The organism is Variovorax sp. 10L426 (assembly GCF_056395305.1).
Genome location: NZ_JBFTJF010000010.1, coordinates 21986 through 42508 on the forward strand (window position 1 = coordinate 21986; position 20523 = coordinate 42508).

Annotated in this window: 17 protein-coding genes; 6 read left to right on the forward strand and 11 right to left on the reverse strand. The window is 65.7% G+C overall.

Annotation, left to right across the window (positions count from 1 at the left end):
- Nucleotides 1-254: 254 nt before the first annotated feature.
- Nucleotides 255-3281 (forward strand): PAS domain-containing hybrid sensor histidine kinase/response regulator, encoded by a 3027-nt coding sequence (locus tag AC1DHL_RS15775; protein WP_478162558.1) that lies wholly within the window; start codon nucleotides 255-257, stop codon nucleotides 3279-3281.
- Between the two features lie 16 nt (nucleotides 3282-3297).
- On the opposite strand, the gene AC1DHL_RS15780 is transcribed toward AC1DHL_RS15775, so the two are convergent.
- On the reverse strand, nucleotides 3298-3930 hold the full coding sequence (locus AC1DHL_RS15780) for a response regulator (protein ID WP_478162559.1): 633 nt from the start codon (nucleotides 3928-3930) through the stop codon (nucleotides 3298-3300).
- Between the two features lie 305 nt (nucleotides 3931-4235).
- Here AC1DHL_RS15780 and AC1DHL_RS15785 point away from each other — a divergent pair, with 305 nt between their 5' ends.
- Nucleotides 4236-5606, forward strand: coding sequence for a chloride channel protein (locus AC1DHL_RS15785; protein ID WP_478162560.1), 1371 nt, complete (start codon nucleotides 4236-4238; stop codon nucleotides 5604-5606).
- 47 nt (nucleotides 5607-5653) lie between these two features.
- Complete coding sequence (gene uvrA / locus AC1DHL_RS15790; protein ID WP_478162561.1) at nucleotides 5654-8698, forward strand: excinuclease ABC subunit UvrA; 3045 nt, start codon at nucleotides 5654-5656, stop codon at nucleotides 8696-8698.
- A gap of 13 nt (nucleotides 8699-8711) precedes the next feature.
- Here the strand turns inward: uvrA and AC1DHL_RS15795 are convergent, their stop codons facing one another.
- Nucleotides 8712-9086: a GFA family protein gene (locus tag AC1DHL_RS15795; RefSeq protein ID WP_478099973.1), complete on the reverse strand. Its 375-nt coding sequence runs from the start codon at nucleotides 9084-9086 to the stop codon at nucleotides 8712-8714.
- Between the two features lie 175 nt (nucleotides 9087-9261).
- Between AC1DHL_RS15795 and atpE the strand changes: the two genes are divergently transcribed.
- A complete protein-coding gene (gene atpE, locus AC1DHL_RS15800) occupies nucleotides 9262-9501 on the forward strand; it encodes a F0F1 ATP synthase subunit C (protein ID WP_478099971.1) in 240 nt (79 codons plus the stop codon).
- Nucleotides 9502-9633: 132 nt separating this feature from the next.
- Here atpE and AC1DHL_RS15805 read toward each other — a convergent pair whose 3' ends face one another.
- The 6 genes from AC1DHL_RS15805 to gtdA all read right to left on the reverse strand — a co-directional run bounded on the left by AC1DHL_RS15805 (nucleotide 9634) and on the right by gtdA (nucleotide 16157).
- A complete protein-coding gene (locus AC1DHL_RS15805) occupies nucleotides 9634-10746 on the reverse strand; it encodes an NADH:flavin oxidoreductase/NADH oxidase (RefSeq protein ID WP_478162562.1) in 1113 nt (370 codons plus the stop codon).
- An 8-nt stretch (nucleotides 10747-10754) separates the two neighbouring features.
- Entirely contained in the window at nucleotides 10755-11672 is a 918-nt protein-coding gene (locus AC1DHL_RS15810; RefSeq protein WP_478162563.1) for an acyl-CoA thioesterase, read from the reverse strand.
- A 78-nt stretch (nucleotides 11673-11750) separates the two neighbouring features.
- Nucleotides 11751-13097: an FAD-dependent oxidoreductase gene (locus tag AC1DHL_RS15815; RefSeq protein WP_478162564.1), complete on the reverse strand. Its 1347-nt coding sequence runs from the start codon at nucleotides 13095-13097 to the stop codon at nucleotides 11751-11753.
- Between the two features lie 147 nt (nucleotides 13098-13244).
- Entirely contained in the window at nucleotides 13245-14222 is a 978-nt protein-coding gene (locus AC1DHL_RS15820; RefSeq protein ID WP_478162565.1) for a Bug family tripartite tricarboxylate transporter substrate binding protein, read from the reverse strand.
- A gap of 91 nt (nucleotides 14223-14313) precedes the next feature.
- The gene (locus AC1DHL_RS15825) at nucleotides 14314-15018 is read right to left on the reverse strand and encodes a fumarylacetoacetate hydrolase family protein (protein WP_478099961.1); all 705 of its coding nucleotides are present in this window, start codon (nucleotides 15016-15018) and stop codon (nucleotides 14314-14316) included.
- Nucleotides 15019-15086: 68 nt separating this feature from the next.
- A complete protein-coding gene (gene gtdA, locus AC1DHL_RS15830; RefSeq protein WP_478099959.1) occupies nucleotides 15087-16157 on the reverse strand; it encodes a gentisate 1,2-dioxygenase in 1071 nt (356 codons plus the stop codon).
- A gap of 145 nt (nucleotides 16158-16302) precedes the next feature.
- Here gtdA and AC1DHL_RS15835 point away from each other — a divergent pair, with 145 nt between their 5' ends.
- Together AC1DHL_RS15835 and AC1DHL_RS15840 are read left to right on the forward strand one after the other, a co-directional pair.
- Nucleotides 16303-17217, forward strand: coding sequence for a LysR family transcriptional regulator (locus AC1DHL_RS15835; RefSeq protein WP_478162566.1), 915 nt, complete (start codon nucleotides 16303-16305; stop codon nucleotides 17215-17217).
- A 44-nt stretch (nucleotides 17218-17261) separates the two neighbouring features.
- On the forward strand, nucleotides 17262-17708 hold the full coding sequence (locus AC1DHL_RS15840) for an acyl-CoA thioesterase (protein WP_478099955.1): 447 nt from the start codon (nucleotides 17262-17264) through the stop codon (nucleotides 17706-17708).
- Between the two features lie 19 nt (nucleotides 17709-17727).
- Here the strand turns inward: AC1DHL_RS15840 and fahA are convergent, their stop codons facing one another.
- The 3 genes from fahA to AC1DHL_RS15855 are packed head-to-tail and all read right to left on the reverse strand — an operon-like array spanning nucleotide 17728 to nucleotide 20518.
- A complete protein-coding gene (gene fahA / locus AC1DHL_RS15845; protein WP_478162567.1) occupies nucleotides 17728-19002 on the reverse strand; it encodes a fumarylacetoacetase in 1275 nt (424 codons plus the stop codon).
- Nucleotides 18999-20303 (reverse strand): homogentisate 1,2-dioxygenase, encoded by a 1305-nt coding sequence (gene hmgA, locus AC1DHL_RS15850; RefSeq protein WP_478162568.1) that lies wholly within the window; start codon nucleotides 20301-20303, stop codon nucleotides 18999-19001. The genes fahA and hmgA overlap by 4 nt, the downstream gene beginning before the upstream one ends.
- Nucleotides 20300-20518 (reverse strand): DUF2783 domain-containing protein, encoded by a 219-nt coding sequence (locus AC1DHL_RS15855; protein ID WP_478099948.1) that lies wholly within the window; start codon nucleotides 20516-20518, stop codon nucleotides 20300-20302. Before AC1DHL_RS15855 ends, hmgA begins: the two co-directional genes overlap by 4 nt.
- Nucleotides 20519-20523: the final 5 nt, after the last annotated feature.

Here is a 20523-nt window from a genome sequence, read left to right on the forward strand (position 1 = left end):
TTGTGCACTACGCATTGCGCGTGCACTGTTTTAATGATTTCGAAGAGGCTAAAGTTTAGATCTTTAGGTCTACCGGTCAAAGAAAAGACCTCGCGCGTCGCCTTGGCCCCCCGACGCCGCCGCGCCTGCGGCTCAAAATGCTGGACGAAGACATCGGCAAGAATGCCTTCCGGCGAGCTGACATACGCCCTGTCAACAGCACTGGGTCGACGAATCAGCCCGGCTGTATTCGTTCCTTCAGCGCGGAGGCCCTCATGGCAACCCCAATCAGTAGAGTCACGCAAAGAGTCGACCGTGGCGGTGCCGCCACGATGGTCTTGACCGGCCTTCTGGCCGCGGCGAGCTATTTGTTCGGCCAGTCCATGTCCATCCAATTGCACTGGTTCTGGGTCGCCTTGATCTCGCTGTGCATCGTGAGCCTGTCGGCACTGCAGATCATCCGGCTGCGCGGCCTCCAGCATAGGGATGACGAACTTCGCGCGATCGTGGACGCCGTGCCGCACGTCGTGTTCTTCAAGGACACCCAGTTCCGCTATCAACTTTTCAACGCCGAATTCAGTTGCGCCTTCAACCTTGATCCGGACGCCTCCGTCGGCAAGACCGACCGGGAGCTCTTCGGGCCCCAACTTCATGAAAGGTTCGTGGCCCAGGACCGGGAGCTGATGGCTTCCGGCATGGCCCGCACCTATGACGAGGAGTTCGTCATTCGGGGGGCCATGCGCAACATCCAGGCCCGCAAGCAGCCGGTGTACGACCGCCACGGGAATCTGCGCGGCATCGTCGGCGTGGCCCTGGACGTCACTGCCGAGAAGGCGATACAGCGCCAACTCGAAGACGCCAACGTGCGCCTGGGCATCGCCCTGGATGCAGCCCGCATGGGATTCTGGGAATGGAACGTCGCCACGGGCGAGATCCGCGCCGACGCACGCGCCCGCCAGATCCTTGGCATGAAAGACAGCGACCATGACATCGCTTCGGTCTTCGCCAGGTTTCACCCCGACGACCTGGACGAGGTCCGGAACCGCATCGACCTCGGGCGCGCCCGCAAGGAGGTTGCCAACTACGAATTCCGCGTCATCGACGACTCGGGCGAGGTGCGGTGGGCGGAGGGCTTCTCATCGCCCGATCGCGTGCGCGCGAGCGAGGACTACCTGATCGGCGTCAACCGCGACATCACCGAGCGCCGCCAGAGTGAACTCGAACTCAGCGAGGCGAAGTTGCACGCGGACCGCGTACTCGCCGAACTCGAGCAATCACGGATCGACCTCGAACTGGCCTTGGCCATCGGCGGGCTGGGAGTGTGGCACTCGATCATCAGGCTGCCCAAGCATGCGGACCTGACCGATCCCGCATTTCGGGAAACCGTGATCGCCGCGGATGAAAAGATTCGCGAGATCCTGGGGATCGGCGACCATGCAGACGAAGAAGCCTTCACTTGGCGGAAGCTGGGCACGCTCGTTCATCCGGAAGACTTTCAAAGAGTGCTCGCAAAGCTGACGCAGATGTTCGATGAGCGCCTGGAGGTCTATAGCGAACAGTACCGCGTGTGCAGACCCAGTGGGGCCATTCGCGTGATCGAGGTGCGGGGCAACATGGCGGTGCGGGATGAGGCGGACTCGGTCGTCATTGATTTCACCGGCATCGCGAAGGACATCACGGATGAAGAAGCGCTGAAGGCGAACCTGGTGACCAAGGCCGAAGAAGCGCGAGCGGCGGTTGACGCCAAGGCCCACTTCCTCGCCATGATGAGCCACGAGGTCCGCACCCCCCTCAACGGCGTGCTCGGGATGATAGACCTGGTCATCGATACGTCGCTCACGGAGGACCAGCGAAACATGCTGATGCGCTGCCGCGAGTCGTCGGTCTCGCTGCTCACGATCATCAACGACATCCTGGACTTCTCGAAGATCGAGGCGCGCATGCTCGCCCTGGAAAGCCGTCCGCTTTCATTGGCAGGGCTCGTCGACGACGTCTGCGCGACCTTCGCCGCGCCGACGACACGCAAGGCGATCGGCTTGGAGTTCCATGTCGATACGGCAATTCCACAGTACGTCGTCGGCGACTCGGTGCGCCTGCGGCAGGTGCTGACGAATCTGATCGGCAATGCCGTCAAGTTCACGCAGCAGGGCCGCGTGCGGGTCGAGGCGCGGCAGACAACGAGCGGCCTGGTGGAGCTGACCGTCGAGGACACCGGCATCGGCATCGACCCGCGCTTCACGAAGTCGCTGTTCCAACCTTTCAAGCAAGCCGACGTGGCCACCACGCGGCGCTACGGCGGCACGGGCCTGGGGTTGTCCATCGTCAAGCAGTTGGTGGAGTTGATGCACGGCAGCGTGCGCTGCGAAAGCACGCCGGGCGTGGGCAGCCGCTTCATCGTGACCCTGCCTCTGCGGGCGTGGATTCCGAGCGTCGGCCCGGTGCCGGGGCGCAGCGCCGCGCCTCACGCAGTCGTCGGCGCGGCGAAGGCCGGGTATGACGTTGCGCCGGGCGATCTCGGCTACAAGGTGCTGCTGGCCGAGGATCATCCGATCAATCGCGAGGTCATCACAAGGCAGCTCTTCAAGCTCGGCTGCGCTTGCGACTGCGCGCTGGATGGGCAGGAGGCGTGGGAGATGCTGATGGCGCCCGGAGCGGACTATGCGTTGCTGCTGACGGATTGCCACATGCCACGGCTCGACGGCTATGAGCTCACCACGCGCTTGCGCGAGCGGGAGTCGGCGCAAGGTCTGCCAGGACTGCCGATCATCGCGTTGACGGCCAATGCGCTGCAGGGCGAAGCCGAGCGCTGTCTGGCGTTGGGGATGGATGCCTATCTGTCCAAGCCGCTGCAGCTGAACGATCTGCGTGATGCGCTGGTCACGGTTATGTCGCAGAAGCCGAAGCAAGCGACAGGAATGACACCTGGCGCCCTCGATGGCGCGAAACCCACCCAGGTGGCACCCTATGCGCAATTGTCGGATTTGTGCGGTGGTGACATCGGCAAGGTCGCGGAGCTGGTCGGCATCTTCGTGGCGGCCACCGAGGAGGACATGAAGGCGATGGACCGGGCGGCCGAGGCCGACGACTACATCAAGCTTCGAAAGTTGGCCCATCGGCTGAGCTCGGCCTGCCACCAGCTCGACGAGGACGATGCGGTCACGGCCTTCCAGGCTGTCGAACACATGCGTGCAGATGACGAAGCGCAACTCAGAATGGCCACCCGCGAGGCCTATCGATCAGCGAGGGATGAGCTCGTTGCAGTGCTCGCTCGCGCCGCCGAATTCACCCGCCCGCCAACCTGAGTTCCGCCCGCGCCTGTCACGCCACGAGTTGATGAGCTCGCGAAAAATCCACCAGTTCCACGAGGCTGGAGATGCCCAGCTTTTGAAAGATTCGCGCCTTGTAGCCGCTGATGGTCTTGTTGCTGATCAGAAGCGTCTCGGCGATTTCCTTGTTGCTCAGGCCGCGGGCCAGGTATTGCAGCACGGTCAATTCCCGATCGGAAAGACTCTTGATCAAGGAGCCCGTTCGCGTGCTGTCCGCAATCGCCGATTGCGAAGCCAGGACCGAGGTCGCGAACATGCTGTAGCCGGCGAGGACAGTGTGGGCCGCCTGGATCAGGCGCTGCAAGTCCTCGGTCTTGCTGATGAATGCGTTGGCCCCGGCCTTCACCGCCCGTGCACCGAAGATCGATTCCTGTTGCCCGGAGAGCACCAGAAGCTTCGTGTCGCGGTGCAGTTTTCTCACGCGCTCGATCACATCGAGACCGTTCAAGCGCGGCAGATCGAGATCGAGGATCACCAGCTTCGGCTGGCGCTCGCGGATGACGGCCAGTGCCGACGGGCCATCGCTGGCCTCGCCAACGACTTCGAACTGGCCAGCGGCCTCCAAGGCCGTGCGCACGGCCAGTCGAATGGCCGGATGGTCGTCCACGACGACTACTGATTGCATAACTTTTCCCCTGTGTTGATACCGATCCTGGATGGGACCTCCCCACAGAAGCCGTTCGATTCGTTCCGCCGATTCGCGGTCGTTTCGATGGCCTCGTGACAGTGTGGAGAGGCTTCCTCGGGCGCCCTGAAATGCAGGCCCCACGGATCGAAAGGCGCGAAGCATAGCGGCGCCATTTGCAATCTGTAGTACTACACCGCTTTCGCGGCTCCTTTTCAGACGTTTCCTAGACTGAAAGTAGAAAAACGCGGTCGCGGACACTGTTCCTGTGCCGCACACGACCGCTGAGACAATGACGCACTTCAATGAATCGCGAACCCGACTTCTTCGAGAACCTGCGCGCCGAGCTGTCGAGCGGACGTATGTGGCTCGATCGGGCCATCGTTCTCGGCTACGCGATCGCAGCAGGCCTGTTCGTGGTGGTCTTCACCATTGCAAGCGATCGGGCCTTCGCGCTGTTCCTCGGCCTGTACCGGTCCTACCCATGGGCTGTCCTGGTCTGGACGCCTGCCGTCACGGCCGCGATCGTCTGGGCGACACGGCGCTGGGCGCCTGGTGCGCGAGGCTCGGGCATCCCGCAGGTCAAGGCGGCGCTGAATCCGGCCCTCTCGCCTGAAGAACGAAGCCAGTTCGTGGCGCTCAGGCTCACCGTCGCCAAGATCGGACTGGCTGTGGCGGGCTTTGCGGCCGGCCTCTCGATTGGGCGCGAAGGCCCTGCCGTGCAGGTCGCCGCCGGCGTCATGCAGCACGCGCGCCGTTGGCTTTCGCCTCGCACGACAATCGATGCGCGCGGTCTCCTCCTTGCCGGGGGTGCGGCCGGGATCGCGGCTGCCTTCAATGCACCGCTCGCGGGCGTGGTGTTCGCGATCGAGGAACTGTCGGGCCGCATCGAAGCACGGGCGAGCGGCCTGATCATCACGGCCATCGTGCTGGCGGGCCTGGTCGCGGTATCCGCCTTCGGCAATCTCAGCTACTTCGGGATCATCAAGGTGCCAAGCTTCGGCTGGGAAGTGATGGGGCCGGGCCTGATGGTGGCCCTGATGACTGGCGTGGGCGGTGGCCTCTTCTCGAGGCTGTTGGCAGCCTCGCTGACCGGCGCACCCCAGCGACTGAACCGTCTTCGTGCACGCTGGCCCATTCGCTTTGCCGCCGTCGGCGGTCTCGCGGTTGCGGTGATCGGCCTCGCGACGAATGGCGCGACCTTCGGTTCGGGCTCGGAAACGGTCAAGCAAATGCTGGCGGGGCATGACGAACTCACGCCGCTTTACACGCTGCTCAAGTTCATCGCGACCTGGCTGACCGCCTGGTGCGGTGTGCCCGGCGGAATCTTCGCACCGGCGCTCTCGATCGGCGCCGGCATCGGCGAAGGGATCGCGCGACTCGCGGGGCCGGGACTCGGTCCGGCGCTGATCGCCATGGGCATGGCCGGCTTCCTGGCCGCCGTGACGCAGGCGCCGCTGACAGCCTTCATCATCGTGATGGAAATGGTCGACGGCCACTCGATGGTCCTGAGCCTCATGGCCTGCGCCATGCTGGCCAGCCTGGTCTCACGGATGATCAGCAGGCCGCTCTACGAATCGCTGGCCGAACACATGCTGACGATGGCAATCGGCCCGCTGGTGCCGCCGGACCCGGACGACCCGCTCGGGCCGGGCGAATCCCCCGCCAAGCCCTGAAACACGCGGGCATTTATCATGTCCGGTTGCCCAAAACCGACCGCCCCGTGAATTCCCCCTCCGATGACGCCTACCTCGGCGCCGTGCTCGCGCAGCAACGCATCAGCATCCGCGGCGCGCGCACCCACAACCTCAAGAACGTCGACCTCGACATTCCGCGCAACAGGCTGGTGGTGATCACCGGCCTGTCCGGTTCGGGCAAATCGAGCCTGGCGTTCGACACGCTCTACGCCGAGGGCCAGCGCCGTTACGTGGAGAGCCTGTCCGCCTATGCGCGGCAGTTCCTGCAGTTGATGGACAAGCCCGACGTCGACGTGATCGAAGGGCTCTCCCCGGCGATCAGCATCGAGCAGAAGGCGACCAGCCACAACCCGCGCTCGACCGTCGGCACGGTCACCGAGATTCATGACTACCTGCGGCTGCTGTACGCGCGCGCCGGTACGCCCTACTGCCCCGATCACGATCTGCCGCTGCAGGCGCAGACGGTGTCGCAGATGGTGGATGCGGTGCTCGCCATCCCCAACGAGCCGCGCTTGATGATCCTGGCCCCCGTGGCCCGCGAGAAAAAGGGCGAATTCCTCGAACTCTTCGCCGAGATGCAGGCGCATGGCTACATCCGCTTCCGGGTCGACGGGCAGACCTATGAATACAACGACCTGCCCAAGCTCAAGAAGACCGAGAAGCACGACATCGACGTGGTGATCGATCGCCTGCGTGCACGCCCCGACATGCAGCAGCGACTCGCCGAGAGCTTCGAGGCCGCGCTGCGATTGGCTGACGGCCGCGCGATCGCGTTGGAGATGGACGCGCCCGCATCCGAAACGAGCACGCCACCGGCTGCGCGCGAGCACCTGTTCAACGCGAAGTTCGCCTGCCCGATCTGCCACTACTCGCTGGCCGAACTCGAACCGCGCCTGTTCTCCTTCAACTCGCCCGTGGGTGCATGTCCGAGCTGCGACGGCCTCGGCCATCGCGAGTTCTTCGACCCGGCACGCGTGGTCGCGTTTCCGTCGCTGAGCCTCGCCAGCGGTGCCGTGAAGGGCTGGGACCGCCGCAACGGCTATTACTTCAGCATGCTGGAGAGCGTGGCGAAGCACTACAAGTTCGACATCGACACACCCTTCGAATCGCTTCCTGCTTCGGTCCAGCAGACGGTGCTGCAGGGCTCGGCGCAGGAAGAGATCAAGTTCACCTATGTGATGGACAGCGGCCAGCAGGCCGGCAAGAAGCTGGTGCGCAAGCATCCCTTCGAAGGGATCATCCCGAACATGGAGCGGCGCTATCGCGAGACCGATTCGACGATGGTGCGCGAAGACCTCTCGCGTTTCCGCAACATGCAGCCCTGCCCCGACTGCCACGGCACGCGTCTGCGTCGCGAGGCGCGCAACGTCTTCCTGGTCGACGAGACCGGTGCGGAGCCCCGCCGCATGGCGATCTACGAGATCAGCCGCGCCACGCTGCGCGAGAGCTTTGCGTACTTCCAGGACTTGCACCTGCGTGGCGCCAAGGCGGAAATCGCCGACAAGGTGGTGCGCGAGATCGGACTGCGACTGAAGTTCCTGAACGACGTGGGCCTCAACTACCTGAGCCTGGACCGCAGCGCCGAGACGCTGTCCGGCGGCGAGGCGCAGCGCATCCGGCTCGCCTCGCAGATCGGCTCGGGGCTCACCGGCGTGATGTACGTGCTCGACGAGCCGAGCATCGGCCTGCACCAGCGGGACAACGATCGGCTTATCGGCACGCTGAAGCATCTGCGCGACATTGGCAACAGCGTGATCGTGGTCGAGCACGACGAGGACATGATCCACGCGGCCGACCACGTGATCGACATGGGGCCCGGGGCCGGCGTTCACGGCGGGCGCGTGATGGCGCAGGGGACCTACGCGCAAGTGGCAGCCAGTCCGGATTCGCTGACAGGGCAATACCTCTCGGGCGTCAAGAAGATTGCCGTCCCCGTGCGCCGCACGCCGTGGCTGCCCGTGGTCACCAAGCCGGCCTTCGACGAAGGCAAGAAGCCATCACGTTTTCCGCCGAGCGGCGCCGCCGAACGGCGTGCCGCTCGCGAGGCAGCGCACCTCGCGACGCAGTCCGACGTTCAGGAAATCCGCGTCATCGGCGCCACCGGCAACAACCTCAGGAACGTGAACGTGGCCTTCCCGGTCGGCCTGCTGACTTGCGTGACGGGCGTGTCCGGGTCGGGCAAGTCGACGCTGGTCAACGACACGCTCTACGCAGCGGTGGCGCGCACGCTCTATCGCGCCCATGAGGAGCCGGCCGAGCACGAGGCGATCGAAGGCATCGAATATTTCGACAAGGTCATCAACGTCGACCAGTCGCCCATCGGCCGCACGCCGCGCAGCAATCCGGCGACCTACACCGGCCTCTTCACGCCGATCCGCGAGCTGATGGCCGAGACCAACACCGCCCGCGAGCGCGGCTACGGCCCTGGCCGCTTCAGCTTCAACGTCGCGGGCGGACGCTGCGAAGCCTGCCAGGGCGACGGCGTCGTCAAGGTCGAGATGCACTTCCTGCCCGACGTGTACGTTCCTTGCGAGGTGTGCCACGGCCAGCGCTACAACCGCGAGACGCTGGAAGTTCAGTACAAGGGCCGCAACATCGCGCAGATCCTCGACATGACGGTCGAGACGGCACACGAGTTTCTCAAGGCCGTGCCGACCATCGAGCGCAAGCTGCGCACGCTGCTCGACGTCGGCCTGAGCTACATCAAGCTCGGACAGGCGGCAACGACGCTGTCCGGCGGCGAGGCGCAACGCGTGAAGCTCGCGCTCGAACTCAGCAAGCGCGACACCGGCCGCACGCTTTACATCCTCGACGAGCCGACCACCGGCCTGCACTTTGCCGACATCGAGCTGTTGCTCAAGGTGCTGCACCAGTTGCGTGACGCGGGCAACACGATCGTCGTCATCGAGCACAACCTCGACGTGATCAAGACCGCCGACTGGCTCATCGACATGGGCCCCGAAGGCGGTGCCGGCGGCGGCACGGTGGTGGGCGTCGGTACGCCGGAAGCGATCGCGGCGAACGAGGCCAGCCATACGGGTCGCTACCTGAAGCGCCTGTTGCCGGGCTGACGACGACGCGCGCTCAGGAGAGCTTGCCGACTTCGGCCTCCCAGTTCCGGCCATCGAATGCCAGGACTTCGGGGGCCTCTTTCTGCAGGTCGTAGTTGTCGAGGCAGCGCACGTTGACTGTGTAGAGGTCGGGTGCGGCTCGCGGGCGCGTGAAGGTGTGGATGCCGCAGTGCCTGCAGAAATGATGCTTGGCCACCATGGTTCCGAACTGATAGGTGCCCAGGCTTTCCTCGCCCGAGAGAAGACGGAAGCGATCCGCGCCGACGCGGTGATGCAGGATGCCCTTCTTGGTGCAGACCGAGCAATTGCACTGCGTCACGCGATCGATGGTCGATTCGATCTCGAAGCGGATGGCTCCGCAGTGACAGCTTCCGAGGTAGCGCGACATCTTGGTGCTCCGCAAGGACGAGAGGCTGACCTTAATTCATTCCGCGCTTCCTGTGCGGCATGACCTGCGAGGTCATCGACGCTGCGCGCGCGCTCGACGACATTGGATGCAAGCCGGTACCGCGGTGGTGCCGGCAGCAACCAGGCCGACATCTCAAGGCCAACGAAAGAGCATCATGAACGGCTTCGACATCCTTCCCCTCGCTGTGGCCCTCCTCATCGGCATCGCCGCCGTGGGCTCATGCATCGGCATCGGCATCGTCGGGTCGAAGCTTCTCGAAGGCACGGCGCGGCAGCCGGAACTCAAGGACACGCTGCAGACGCTGTTCTTCCTGATCGCGGGCGTCACGGACGGCGCCTTCATCATCGCCACGGGCATCGGGCTGTGGTTCGCGACGGCCAATCCGTTCCGGTAGCTCGCCCCCAGGTTGGCTCACTTCGTGTAGCCGCCCACCCCCTACCGGGGGCAACACCAGCGGCCCGGCGAAGCCGGTTCCGCGGTGTTTCACGAACGGGCCTGGCTGCGCCGGCCTCGGCAATCGGGGCGGCTATCGCTGGCCGATGCGGACGTCGCCGAACAGCGCCTTCAGTTCGCGCGGCTGGGAGCGCCAGTATTGCGGGGGCGCCTCGACCTGGGCACCGAGCTCTGCAGCGGCACGCCACGGCCAGTGCGGCTCGAACAGCATCGCCCGCGCCAGCGCCACCAGGTCGGCTTGCCCGGCTGCGACGATCGCCTCGGCCTGCGACGGCTCGGTGACGAGGCCGACGGCAATGACCGGCAGATCGACCGCTGCCTTGATCCGCTCGGCCAACGGCACCTGGTAGCCGGGCGAGAGCGGGATCTTCTGCTGCGGCGACACGCCGCCCGAGGAGACGTGCACGAAGCTGCAGGCGCGCGACGAGAGCGCCCGGGCAAAGGCGATGCTCTGCTCGACGTCCCAGCCCCCATCGACCCAGTCGGTCGCGGAGATTCGCACGCCGACGGGCGTTCGAGAGGGCACGGCGGCACGCACCGCATCGAAAACTTCCAGCGGAAAGCGCATGCGGTTTTCCAGCGAACCGCCGTAGGCATCGTCACGCTGGTTGGCAAGCGGCGAAAGGAACTGATGCAGCAGGTAGCCATGCGCCGCATGCAGCTCGATCGCATCGAGACCGAGCGCATCCGCACGCTGCGCCGCACGCACGAAGGCCGCCTTCACGCGTGCGAGCCCTTCGGTGTCGAGCGCCATCGGCGGCGGTTCGCCCGGGGCATGCGGAATGGCGGAGGGGGCCACCGTCTGCCATGCGCCTTCGTCCGGCGTCAGGCATTGACCGCCTTCCCATGGCGTGTGGCTCGATGCCTTGCGCCCCGCATGGGCGAGCTGAATGGCGACCGGGATGCGCGAATAGCGACGGATCGCGGCCAGCACGCGCGCCAGCGCTGCCTGGTTGTCGTCGGAATAGAGCCCGAGATCTCCGGGCGTGATGCGCCCGATCTCCTCGACCGCCGTCGCCTCGATGGTGAGCAAGCCGGCGCCCGAAAGCGCAAGCTGCCCGAGATGGATCATGTGCCAGTCGACGGCATTGCCGTCTTCGGCGGAGTACTGGCACATCGGAGCGATGACGATCCGATTGCGCAGCGTCAAGGGACCGAGGGCGAAGGGAGAGAACAGGGCACTCATCGCGCCCGTTATATCGGTGCCGCGCGCCCGGCGCTCGACAAGGGGCTTCCCTTGGGTCGGATCCGCAGCATGCCTTCCTGCGCCGTGGAGGCGACGAGCCGACCGTCGCGCGTGAAGATGCTGCCGCGGCACAGGCCGCGCGCGCCGTTCGCGCTCGGCGAGTCGACGCAGTAGAGCAGCCACTCGTCCATGCGGAAATCGCGGTGGAACCACATCGCATGGTCGAGGCTGGCGGGCCGCACCTGGCCGCTCATGAAGCTCAGGCCGTGCGGCAGCATCGCGGCGCGCAACAGTCCGTGATCGGACGCATAGGCCAGCAAGGCGCGATGCACGAGGGGATCGTCCGGCAGCGGGGCGATCGCGCGCATCCAGACGCCGCTTTCCGAGGATCGAGGTGCCGGCGCCAGCAGGTCATCGGGCTCGACGCGGCGGTATTCGATGCCGTGCGGCATCAGCGCCTTCGGGCGCCACATCGCGGGCAGGCGGTCGCCGAGCGCCATGCGCTGGTCCAGTTCGCTCGGCAGGCCTTCCGGACCGGCGGCTTCGGGCATGGGGAGCTGGTGCTCGATGCCCTCATCCACTGTCTGGAACGAAGCTGCCATCTCGAAAATGACGCGGTCCTGCTGTCGCGCGACCACGTGCCGCATCGTGAAGCTGCGGCCGTCGCGCACGCGGTCGACCGCGTATTCGATGGGTGCATGCTCCCCGGGCAGCAGGAAGTAGGCATGCATCGAATGCACCGGGCGTTCGGCACCCACGGTGCGGCAGGCGGCCATCAGCGCCTGTCCGAGCACCTGCCCGCCGAAGACGGCCGGCGTGCCGATGTCTTCGCTCTGGGCCAGGAAGCGGTCGTTGCCCAGGGGTTCGAGGCTCATCAGATCGACGAGCGTGTCGACGAGTCGGCGGGCGGTGGTGGGGTCGGTCATCGGGGGAGCGCGGGGAGCGCCGGAAAAACGAGCCCACAACGATAGCAAAGAGCGCGCCGACTCGGTGTCTCGCGCCTGTCAGCGATCGAGGTCGGCGCCGTCCGCGGTCAGCTTGCGCTGAAGCGCCGGCACGTCGACCGTCGCAAAACTGCCGCTGCCCAGCGACGCCGCGGCGATCCCAGCCGCCTGCCCCATGACGAAGCAGCCTCCGCTGGCGCGTGCCGCCGACTGGCCCTCATGCGTCATCGAGGCGCAACGGCCGGCGACCAGCAGGTTGTCCACGCCGCGCGGCACGAGCATGCGCCATGGAAGCTGGTTGTAGGTGCGGTTGCCGTCGCGGGGGAATGCCCACTCGATCTTGCCGGCCGCATGCATCTCCATCGGCCAGGCATTGACGCCGATGCTGTCGTCGAAGCGCGCCGACGACAGGATGTCCTCGCCCGTCAGCGCATAGAGGCCTTCGATGCGCCGCGTTTCGCGGATGCCCACCTGCGGCGCGATCTCGACGATGGCCGATTGTTCGAAGCCTGGCACTTCGGCCTTGAGAAAGCGGAAGTATTCACCGATCTGGCGACGGCCTTCGACCTCGCCATCACTCAACTGTCGCGCGTCGACGCCGTTCATCGCGCCGCCTTCAGCATTGCGGATCTGCGTGACATTGGCGCGCCACTCGCGCGGATCGATCTGCGGCCGCAGGATCGCGCCTTCGCGGGGAAAGCGGTAGGCCTGCGGGTCGCGCTCCCGCGCCTTCGCCATCAGGTCGTTGATCGCCTTGAATTCGCCCACAGCCGCCAGCGCGCGCTGTGCATCGACGTGGCCGACGCGGAACATGGTGGACGGAAACAGCCCGCTGCCGTGGCCGTCGCCGACCGCGAAGGGCACGCCCGCGAAAGCGGCGACGTCCGCATCGCCGCTGCCGTCGATGAAGGCATTGGCACGGATGGCCTGGCGACCGGACTTGGTCTCGACCATGAGCGCGACGATGCGATCGCCCTCCATGACCACCGCGGCCGCCAGCGAGTGGAACAACAGATGCACGCCCGCATCCAGCAACAGTTGATCGGCCGCGCACTTGTAGACCGAGGTGTCGTACGAACGCACGCGGATGCGCCCCTGCATGCCGTCCTGCGGCTTGTTGAGACCACCCATGGCGTCGATGCGGGCGAGCAGGTCGTCGGCCACGCCGTGCACGAGTTGCGTCATCTCGCCGTCGCGCTTTCCGTAGAGGCCCGCGAAGTTCGTCACGCCGCCGGCCGTGCCCATGCCGCCGAGGAACCCGTAGCGCTCCACCAGCAGCGTGCGCGCGCCATGACGGGCAGCGCTCACGCTCGCCGCGATGCCGGCCGGGCCGCCGCCGACCACGACGACGTCGTACTCCCCGAAGACCGGCAAGTCGCGCGCAGGCTCACGCAAGATCGAATTCATCTGCTTCTCCATTGAGTTCGGCGCCCCACATCACATCAGGCCGTTCGCCCATTAGGGAAACACCGCGGAACCGGCTTTGCCGGGCCGTTGGTGTTGCCCCCGGCAGGGGGTGGGCGGCTACACGAAGTGAGCCAACCTGGGGGCGAGCTACTGAAGCTTGATTCCGTTCGTGGAGATGATCCGACTCATGATCGTCGCCTCTTCCTTCACGCGCTCGCGCATACCATCCGGCGAAGTACCGACTGCCTGCCAGCCCTGATCGAACAGCCGCTGACGCACTTCGGGCGATTTCATGATGACCGCGAGTTCCTTCGTGATGCGGGCCTGCGCAGCCTTCGACAGGTTCGCGGGGCCGAGCAGCGCGGTCCAGACTTCGAGGTTGAAATCGCGAACGCCGGCTTCGGACAGCGAGGGCACTTCCGGTGCCAGCGTGCTGCGTCCACTCGTGAGGCCGACCGCCTTGAGCTTGCCGGCATGCACCTGCGGCCAGGCCACGCCCGGCGGGATGAGCGCCATCTGCACCTGATCGCCCAACAGACCGGTCACGACCTGCGGGTTGCCCTGGTAGGGCACGTGCTCGGCCTTGAGGCCCGGAACGCGGCTCTTGAGCAACTCCATGCCCAGATGGCCGACCGAACCGACGCCGACCGAACCGTAGCTCCATTTGTCGCCCCCTTTGCGCGCCGCATCGAAGAAGGCAGCGCCGGCGGGCAGGTTGTTCGGCGCAACCAGGATCAGCGGTGCGGTGGCGATCAGCGACAGGTAAGTGAAGTCCTTGGCCGGGTCATAGGGCAGCTTCGGATACAGCATCTTCGACGAGGTCAGGTTGCCGTTGATCACGATGCCGATGGTGTGATCGTCGGTGGCCTTCGCGACGAAGTCCGCCGCGATGTTGCCCGACGCACCGGGCTTGTTGTCGACGATGACCGGCTGCCCGAGGGCCTTGGCCAGAGGCTCGGCGATGGTGCGTGCCGCGATGTCGGGCGTCGAGCCGCCAGGAAAGCCGACGACGAGACGGATGGGCTTGGTCGGCCATGCGGTGCCCTGTGCCATGGAAGCCAGCGGCAGAACGCCGGCGGCGAGGCCACAGGCAGCGGCAAGGAGAGCTCTCTTCGATGCGTGCATAAAGTTGAAAGGGGATTGAAAAAGCAAAGGGCCCAAGGATACGCCCGGCTGTGTCCAGACGTTACGAGGGCCCGTGTATCCCCTCGGAGCGTCAATCGACGCGAACGACGATGGGCTCGAGTCCGTCGATGTGGACCTTCATGGTCTGCCCAGGCTTCACGGCGCCCACGCCTTCCGGCGTGCCGGTGAAGATGAGGTCGCCGGGCTGGAGCGCGAAGAGCGTCGACAGATTGGCGATGACTTCGTTGACCGACCAGATCAGGTGACGCAGATCGCTCTTCTGGCGAATTTCGCCGTCCACTTCGAGCGTGATGGCACCTTCGGTGATCTCTCCCGCATCAGCGAGCGGCCGCACCGCGCCGACCGGCGCGGAAAGGTCGAAGGCCTTGCCGATTTCCCACGGGCGGCCTTGCTCGCGCATCTTCATCTGCAGGTCGCGGCGCGTCATGTCCAGGCCCACGGCGTAGCCGTAGATGTGCCTGGCGGCGTCCTCGACGGCGATGTTGCGTCCGCCCTTGCCAATCAGGACGACCAGTTCGGCCTCGTAGTGATAGTTGGCGGTCTGCGGTGGGTACGGGATGGTCGCTGTCTTGCCGGCGGCCACGGGGACGATCGATGCGTCGTCATTGGGCTTGCAGAAGAAGAAAGGCGGCTCGCGATCGGGATCGAAGCCCATTTCGCGCGCATGCGCCGCGTAGTTGCGGCCAACGCAATAGACGCGGCGGACCGGGAACAAGTCGGTCGAGCCGGCGATGGGAAGGCCGACGACGGCCGGAGGAGAAACGACGAAGGACATGAAAGGCTCCTGCCGCCAATGCGGCATCTGGGGGGTCAGGGAAAAATGCTGCGGGGCGCAGCGGAGGATCAGGAATCCTGGAGAAAGGCCTCGCGCAGGATGCCCATGGCCTGTTGCACCGGCCGGTCCGAGAAGCTGAACAGCACGGTGTCTTCGCTCGCCGAGAGGCGCAGCGGCGCCCACGACGGCACGACGAAGGTGTCGCGCGGGCCGAAGGTGAAACGCTGTCCGCCGATCTCGGCCGTGCCGTGGCCTTCGACCACGTTGTAGACAGCGCCGTCGGTCGCGCGATGGGTCTTGCCGGCGAAACCAGCCGGAAGCAACTGCAGGTTGGTCGCGATGGTGGGCATCGGCGAGCCGCCCGTCAGCGGATTGATGTAGCGCAGCTTGTGGCCCAGCCAGGCGTCGGGCGCTTCCTGCTTTTGCAGCTGCGCAAGGGCTTCGCGGCTGCGCGCGTAAGGGTAGTTGAAGATCGGCGAGGTCGGCGAACCGTGGTCATGCCGCACAGGCACCATGTTGTGGCCGAAGCGCGCGAGGCTGTTGCCTTCGGGCCGTGCGACGTGCTGTACCTTGGCATCGTCGTTCTCGGCAAAGCCGGCGTCGAAGAAGCGAAGCATCGGGATGTCGAGGCCGTCGAGCCAGACCACCGGCTCGCTCACGCCTTCGATGCCTTCGTTGCCATGGTCGTGCCAGGCCCAGGACGGCGTGATGATGAAGTCGCCCGGGTACATGGTGGTGCGCTCGCCGGCCACGGTGGTGTAGGCACCCTTGCCATCGACGATGAAGCGCAAGGCAGACTGCACATGGCGGTGCGACGGCGCCACCTCGCCCGGCATGATGAGTTGCAGGCCGGCATAGAGCGATTGCGTGATCGACGAACGGCCCGGGATGGCCGGGTTCTCCAGAACCAACACGCGGCGCACGGCTTCTTCTGCGGTAATGAGCTCGGCCGACTCCATCAGCAGCGGACGGATCTCGTCGTACCGCCAGAGCGCCGGTACGCAAGGTGTCTGCGGTTCGCGCGGCACCAGGGCGTGCAGCGATTCCCACAGCGGCGTGAGGTTCAGCGGGCGGATGCGCTCGTAGTAGGCACGGCGTTCGGCGGCATCGCTATGCGCGGCTTGCGTGGCGGTATTCATGAGGCTTTGTCTCCTGGCAATGTGGCAAAGGATGCCTGGACGCCATTGTTGGACGTCACTACTATTTGTTCAAGACCGACATATCGATACTCGCAATTTCGTTTTTCGATAATGGTCCTGTTTCCGATATTTCCAGGGAAGACCCATGTCCAAACTCGATCTCGAATGGCTGGCCGTGTTCGACGAGGTCTACAAGACCGGCAGCGTCTCCAAGGCCGCCGACCGCCTCGGCATCGCGCAGGCGGCGGCCAGCACCATGCTGAACAAGCTGCGCACGCATTTCGACGACCGGCTGTTCGCGCGCACCGCGCAGGGCATGCAGCCCACGCCTTATGCACAGCGCTTGTGCATTCACGTGCGCGAGGTGCTCTCCCAGCTGGAGCAAGCGCGCGGCAGCCGCAGCGGCTTCGATCCCGGCGAGGCGCGGCGCAACTTCCGAATCTGCATGACCGACATCAGCGAGGTGGTGCTGCTGCCAGGGTTGCTGGACCACCTGCGACGAGCTGCGCCGGGCGTGCACATCGAGACCGAGATCATCTCGAACGACAGTGGGCGCCGGCTGGAAGACGGCGAAGTCGACCTGGCGGTGGGCTTCATGCCGCAACTGGACGCCGGCTTCTACCAGCAGACGCTCTTCGCGCAGAACTTCGTCTGCCTGGTGGCGCAGAACCACCCGCGCATCGGCGCGCGCCTCACGCTCAAGCGCTTCGAGGCCGAGGCCCATGCGGTGATCTCGTCATCGGGCACCGGCCACGCGATCATCGACAAGACGATCGCGCGGCTCGGCCTCACGCGCAACGTCGTGGTGCGGCTTTCGAGCTTCCTGAGCGTGGCGCGCATCGTGGCGCATACCGAACTGCTCGTGATCGTGCCCCGCATCCTCGGCGAAGTGCTCGTCACCCAAGAGCCGGTGAAGATGATGGACCCGCCTTTCGCCCTGCCCGCCTATGCCGTCAAGCAGCACTGGCACGAGCGCTTCCACGCGGATGCCGGCAACGCATGGCTGCGGCGCACCGTGGCGCAACTCTTTGGCCCCAAGACCGGCGCGGCGCTCGCATAATTGGCGAGGGCGCCTTTTCGATCAACTCCTCGCCCAGGCATTCCATGTCGTCCATCACCCTGCGATTTCTGGCCGAACCCAGCACCGTGAACTTCGGCGGAAAGGTCCACGGCGGCACCGTCATGAAGTGGATCGACGAAGCCGGCTACGCCTGCGCGACGAGCTGGTCCAAGCGCTATTGCGTGACGGTGTTCCTCGGCAGCATCCGCTTCCACCGCCCGATCATGATCGGCGACCTGGTGGAGGTGGAGGCGCGACTGGCCTACACAGGCAACAGCAGCATGAACATCTCCGTCGAAGTGCGCAGCGGCGACATGAAGGGCGGCGAGATGCAGAAGACGACCGAGTGCCTGATCGTCTTCGTCTCCGTCGATTCGCACGGCCGCCCGCTGCCGGTCGACGCCTTCACGCCGGGCACGCCGGGGGAGATGGCGCTGGCAGAGCGCGCGCGGTCGCACCTGGAGGCGTCGCGGGCGGCCGCCGGCACGTAAACGCTTCGTCGTGGCGCGATCAGCCCGCCGCCATCACCGTGCCGCTGACTTCGCCCAACCCGATGCGCACAGCCCCTGCACGCTCGCAATAGCCGCGCAGGCTGAGCGTGTCGCCGTCTTCCAGGAAAGTGCGCCGCTCGCCGTTGGGCAGCGTGATCGGTTGCTTGCCACCCAGCGTGAGTTCGAGCAGCGAGCCCGCCTCGTCGGGCTTCGGGCCCGACAGCGTGCCGGAGCCGAGCAGGTCGCCCGGCTGCAGGTTGCAGCCATTCACCGTGTGGTGCGTGACAAGCTGCGCGGCCGTCCAATACGCGGCCTCGGTGGTGTTGCCGCGCGTGAGGCGCACGGCCGGCTCGCCGGCTTCGCGCATCTTGGCGGTCTGCAGCCACACCTCGAGCGTGATGTCGAGCGCACCGCTTTCGCGGTTGGCAGGTGCATCGAGGTAGGGCAGCGGCTGCGGTTCGCCAGCCGCGCGCTCGAACTTCGCGCGGAAGGGCGCGAGCGCCTCCATCGTGACGATCCATGGCGACAGCGTGGTCGCAAAGTTCTTCGCGAGGAAGGGGCCGAGCGGCTGATATTCCCACGCTTGCAGGTCGCGCGCCGACCAGTCGTTGAGCAGCGTCACGCCGAACAGATGCTGCTCGGCGTCGGCGATGGCGATGGGCTCGCCGAGTGCATTGCCGCGGCCGACGACAAAGCCGAGCTCCAGTTCGTAGTCGAGCCGCTTCGACGGGCCGAAGCTCGGCATCTCGGCATCCGGCGCCTTGGTCTGACCTTGGGGACGCTTGAATCGCTGGCCGCTCACGCCGATGGACGAAGCCCGGCCGTGGTAGCCGATCGGCACCCACTTGTAGTTGGGCATCAGCGGCTGGTCGGGACGGAACAGCTTGCCGACGGTGGTGGCATGGTGGATGCCGGTGTAGAAGTCGGTGTAATCGCCGATGCGGCAAGGCACGGTCATCTCGACGGCCGATTGCGCCGAGAGGGCCTTGTTCCATGCCGACTGCTTCGGGCTGCCTTCGCGCAGGCCTTCGGAGATGGCGTTGCGCAGGGCTCGACGCTCGGTGGCGCCTTGCGCCAGCAGCACATTCATGTCATCGGTGTCGACGAGTCCCGCCGCCTTCAGGTCGAGCACCTGGTCGCCGATCGCGACGCCGATGCGGAAGCCTTCGCTGCTGCCGGCGGGCCGGAAGCGACCGAAGGGCAGGTTCTGGATCGGGAAGTCACAACCGGCTTCATTGGCCGAAGGCACCCAGCTGCGCAGCTTCGGATCGTGTGTGGCGTTCAATGTGTTCATGGCTTGTACTTGTCTTGAAGGCCGGCCCAGCAGTCGGCGTAGTTCTGGTCGAGCGCGGGGCTTTTCATCGCGAACTCGGTGGGAATGAAGCGATAGCGGCTCTCGAACATGAAGGCCAGCGTGTTGTCGAGCTTCTGCGGCTTGAGGTCGCTGTGGCTCGCCTTCTCGAAGGCTTCCTCGTCGGGGCCGTGCGGCACCATGCAGTTGTGCAGGCTCGCACCGCCCGGCTTGAAGCCGCCGGGCTTGGCGTCGTACTCGCCGTAGACCAGCCCCATGAACTCGCTCATGAGGTTGCGGTGGTACCAGGGCGGACGGAAGGTGTCTTCCATGACGAGCCAGCGCGGCGGGAAGATCACGAAGTCGCAGTTGGCGGTGCCGGGGGTGTCGCTCGGCGAGGTGAGCACGGTGAAGATCGACGGGTCCGGATGGTCGAAGCTGATCGAGCCGATGGTCATGAAATGCGCCGTGTCGTACTTCACTGGCGACAGGTTGCCGTGCCACGCGACGACGTTGAAGGGCGACTGCTTCGTGGGCGCCGACCAGAAGCGGCCGCCGGACTTCTTGACGAGTTCGTAGGCGACGGTCGCATCCTCGAACGCGGCCACAGGGGCTTGAAAGTCGCGCGAGTTGGCCAGCCCGTTGGAACCGATCGGGCCCAGCTCCGGCAGGCGGAACTGCGCGCCGTAGTTTTCGCAGAGGTAGCCGCGCGACAAGCCATCCGGTAAGGCGACCTTGAAGACCACGCCGCGCGGCACCAGCGCGATCTCACCGGGCTTGACGTCCAGCACGCCCATTTCGGTGGTGATCTCGAGGCGACCCTGCTGCGGCACGAAGAGCATCTCGCCGTCGGCATTGACGAAGGCGCGGCGCTCCATCGAGCGGCTCGCGACATAGACATGCGCGGCCAAGCCGGTCTGCGCTTCGGCATCGCCGTTGGCGGCCAGCGTGCGCACGCCATCGATGAAATCGACGTCGGCGTTGTCCAACGGGATCGGCGCCCAGCGCAGCGGCTCGGGCGGCAGCGGGATCTCGCGGTCGGCACCGGTCTTCCATTGCGCCTGCGCGTAGGGCTTGTAGCGGCCGGAGACCACCGAGGGCTGTCGCCGGTACATCCACGTGCGGCGGTTCTCGTGGCGCGGTGCGGTGAAGGCCGTGCCGGAAATCAATTCTGGATAAAGGTCGAAGGGCGCACGCTGCGGGCTGTTGCGGCCTTGCGGCAGCGCGCCTGCGACGGCTTCCGTCACGTATTCGTTGCCGAAGCCGCTCTGGTAGCGGCGTTCGGCGGCGGATGCGGTTGTCATGATGTCCTTTCTCTTCCTGGATGTTCGGTGGTGCACGAGGCTGCATCGAAGGCCTGTCGCAGCACGGCCGTCGAGCCGATGTGGTTGGCCAGCACGAGCACGAGGCGCGCGTTGAAGGCGTGACTCTCTTCGGTCGACAAGCCCTGGTGGGCTTCGATCAGCGCCTCGTAAAAGTCGTCGGGCGCATCGAGGTTCGGCGTGGTGATGAGTTCCATGGCCT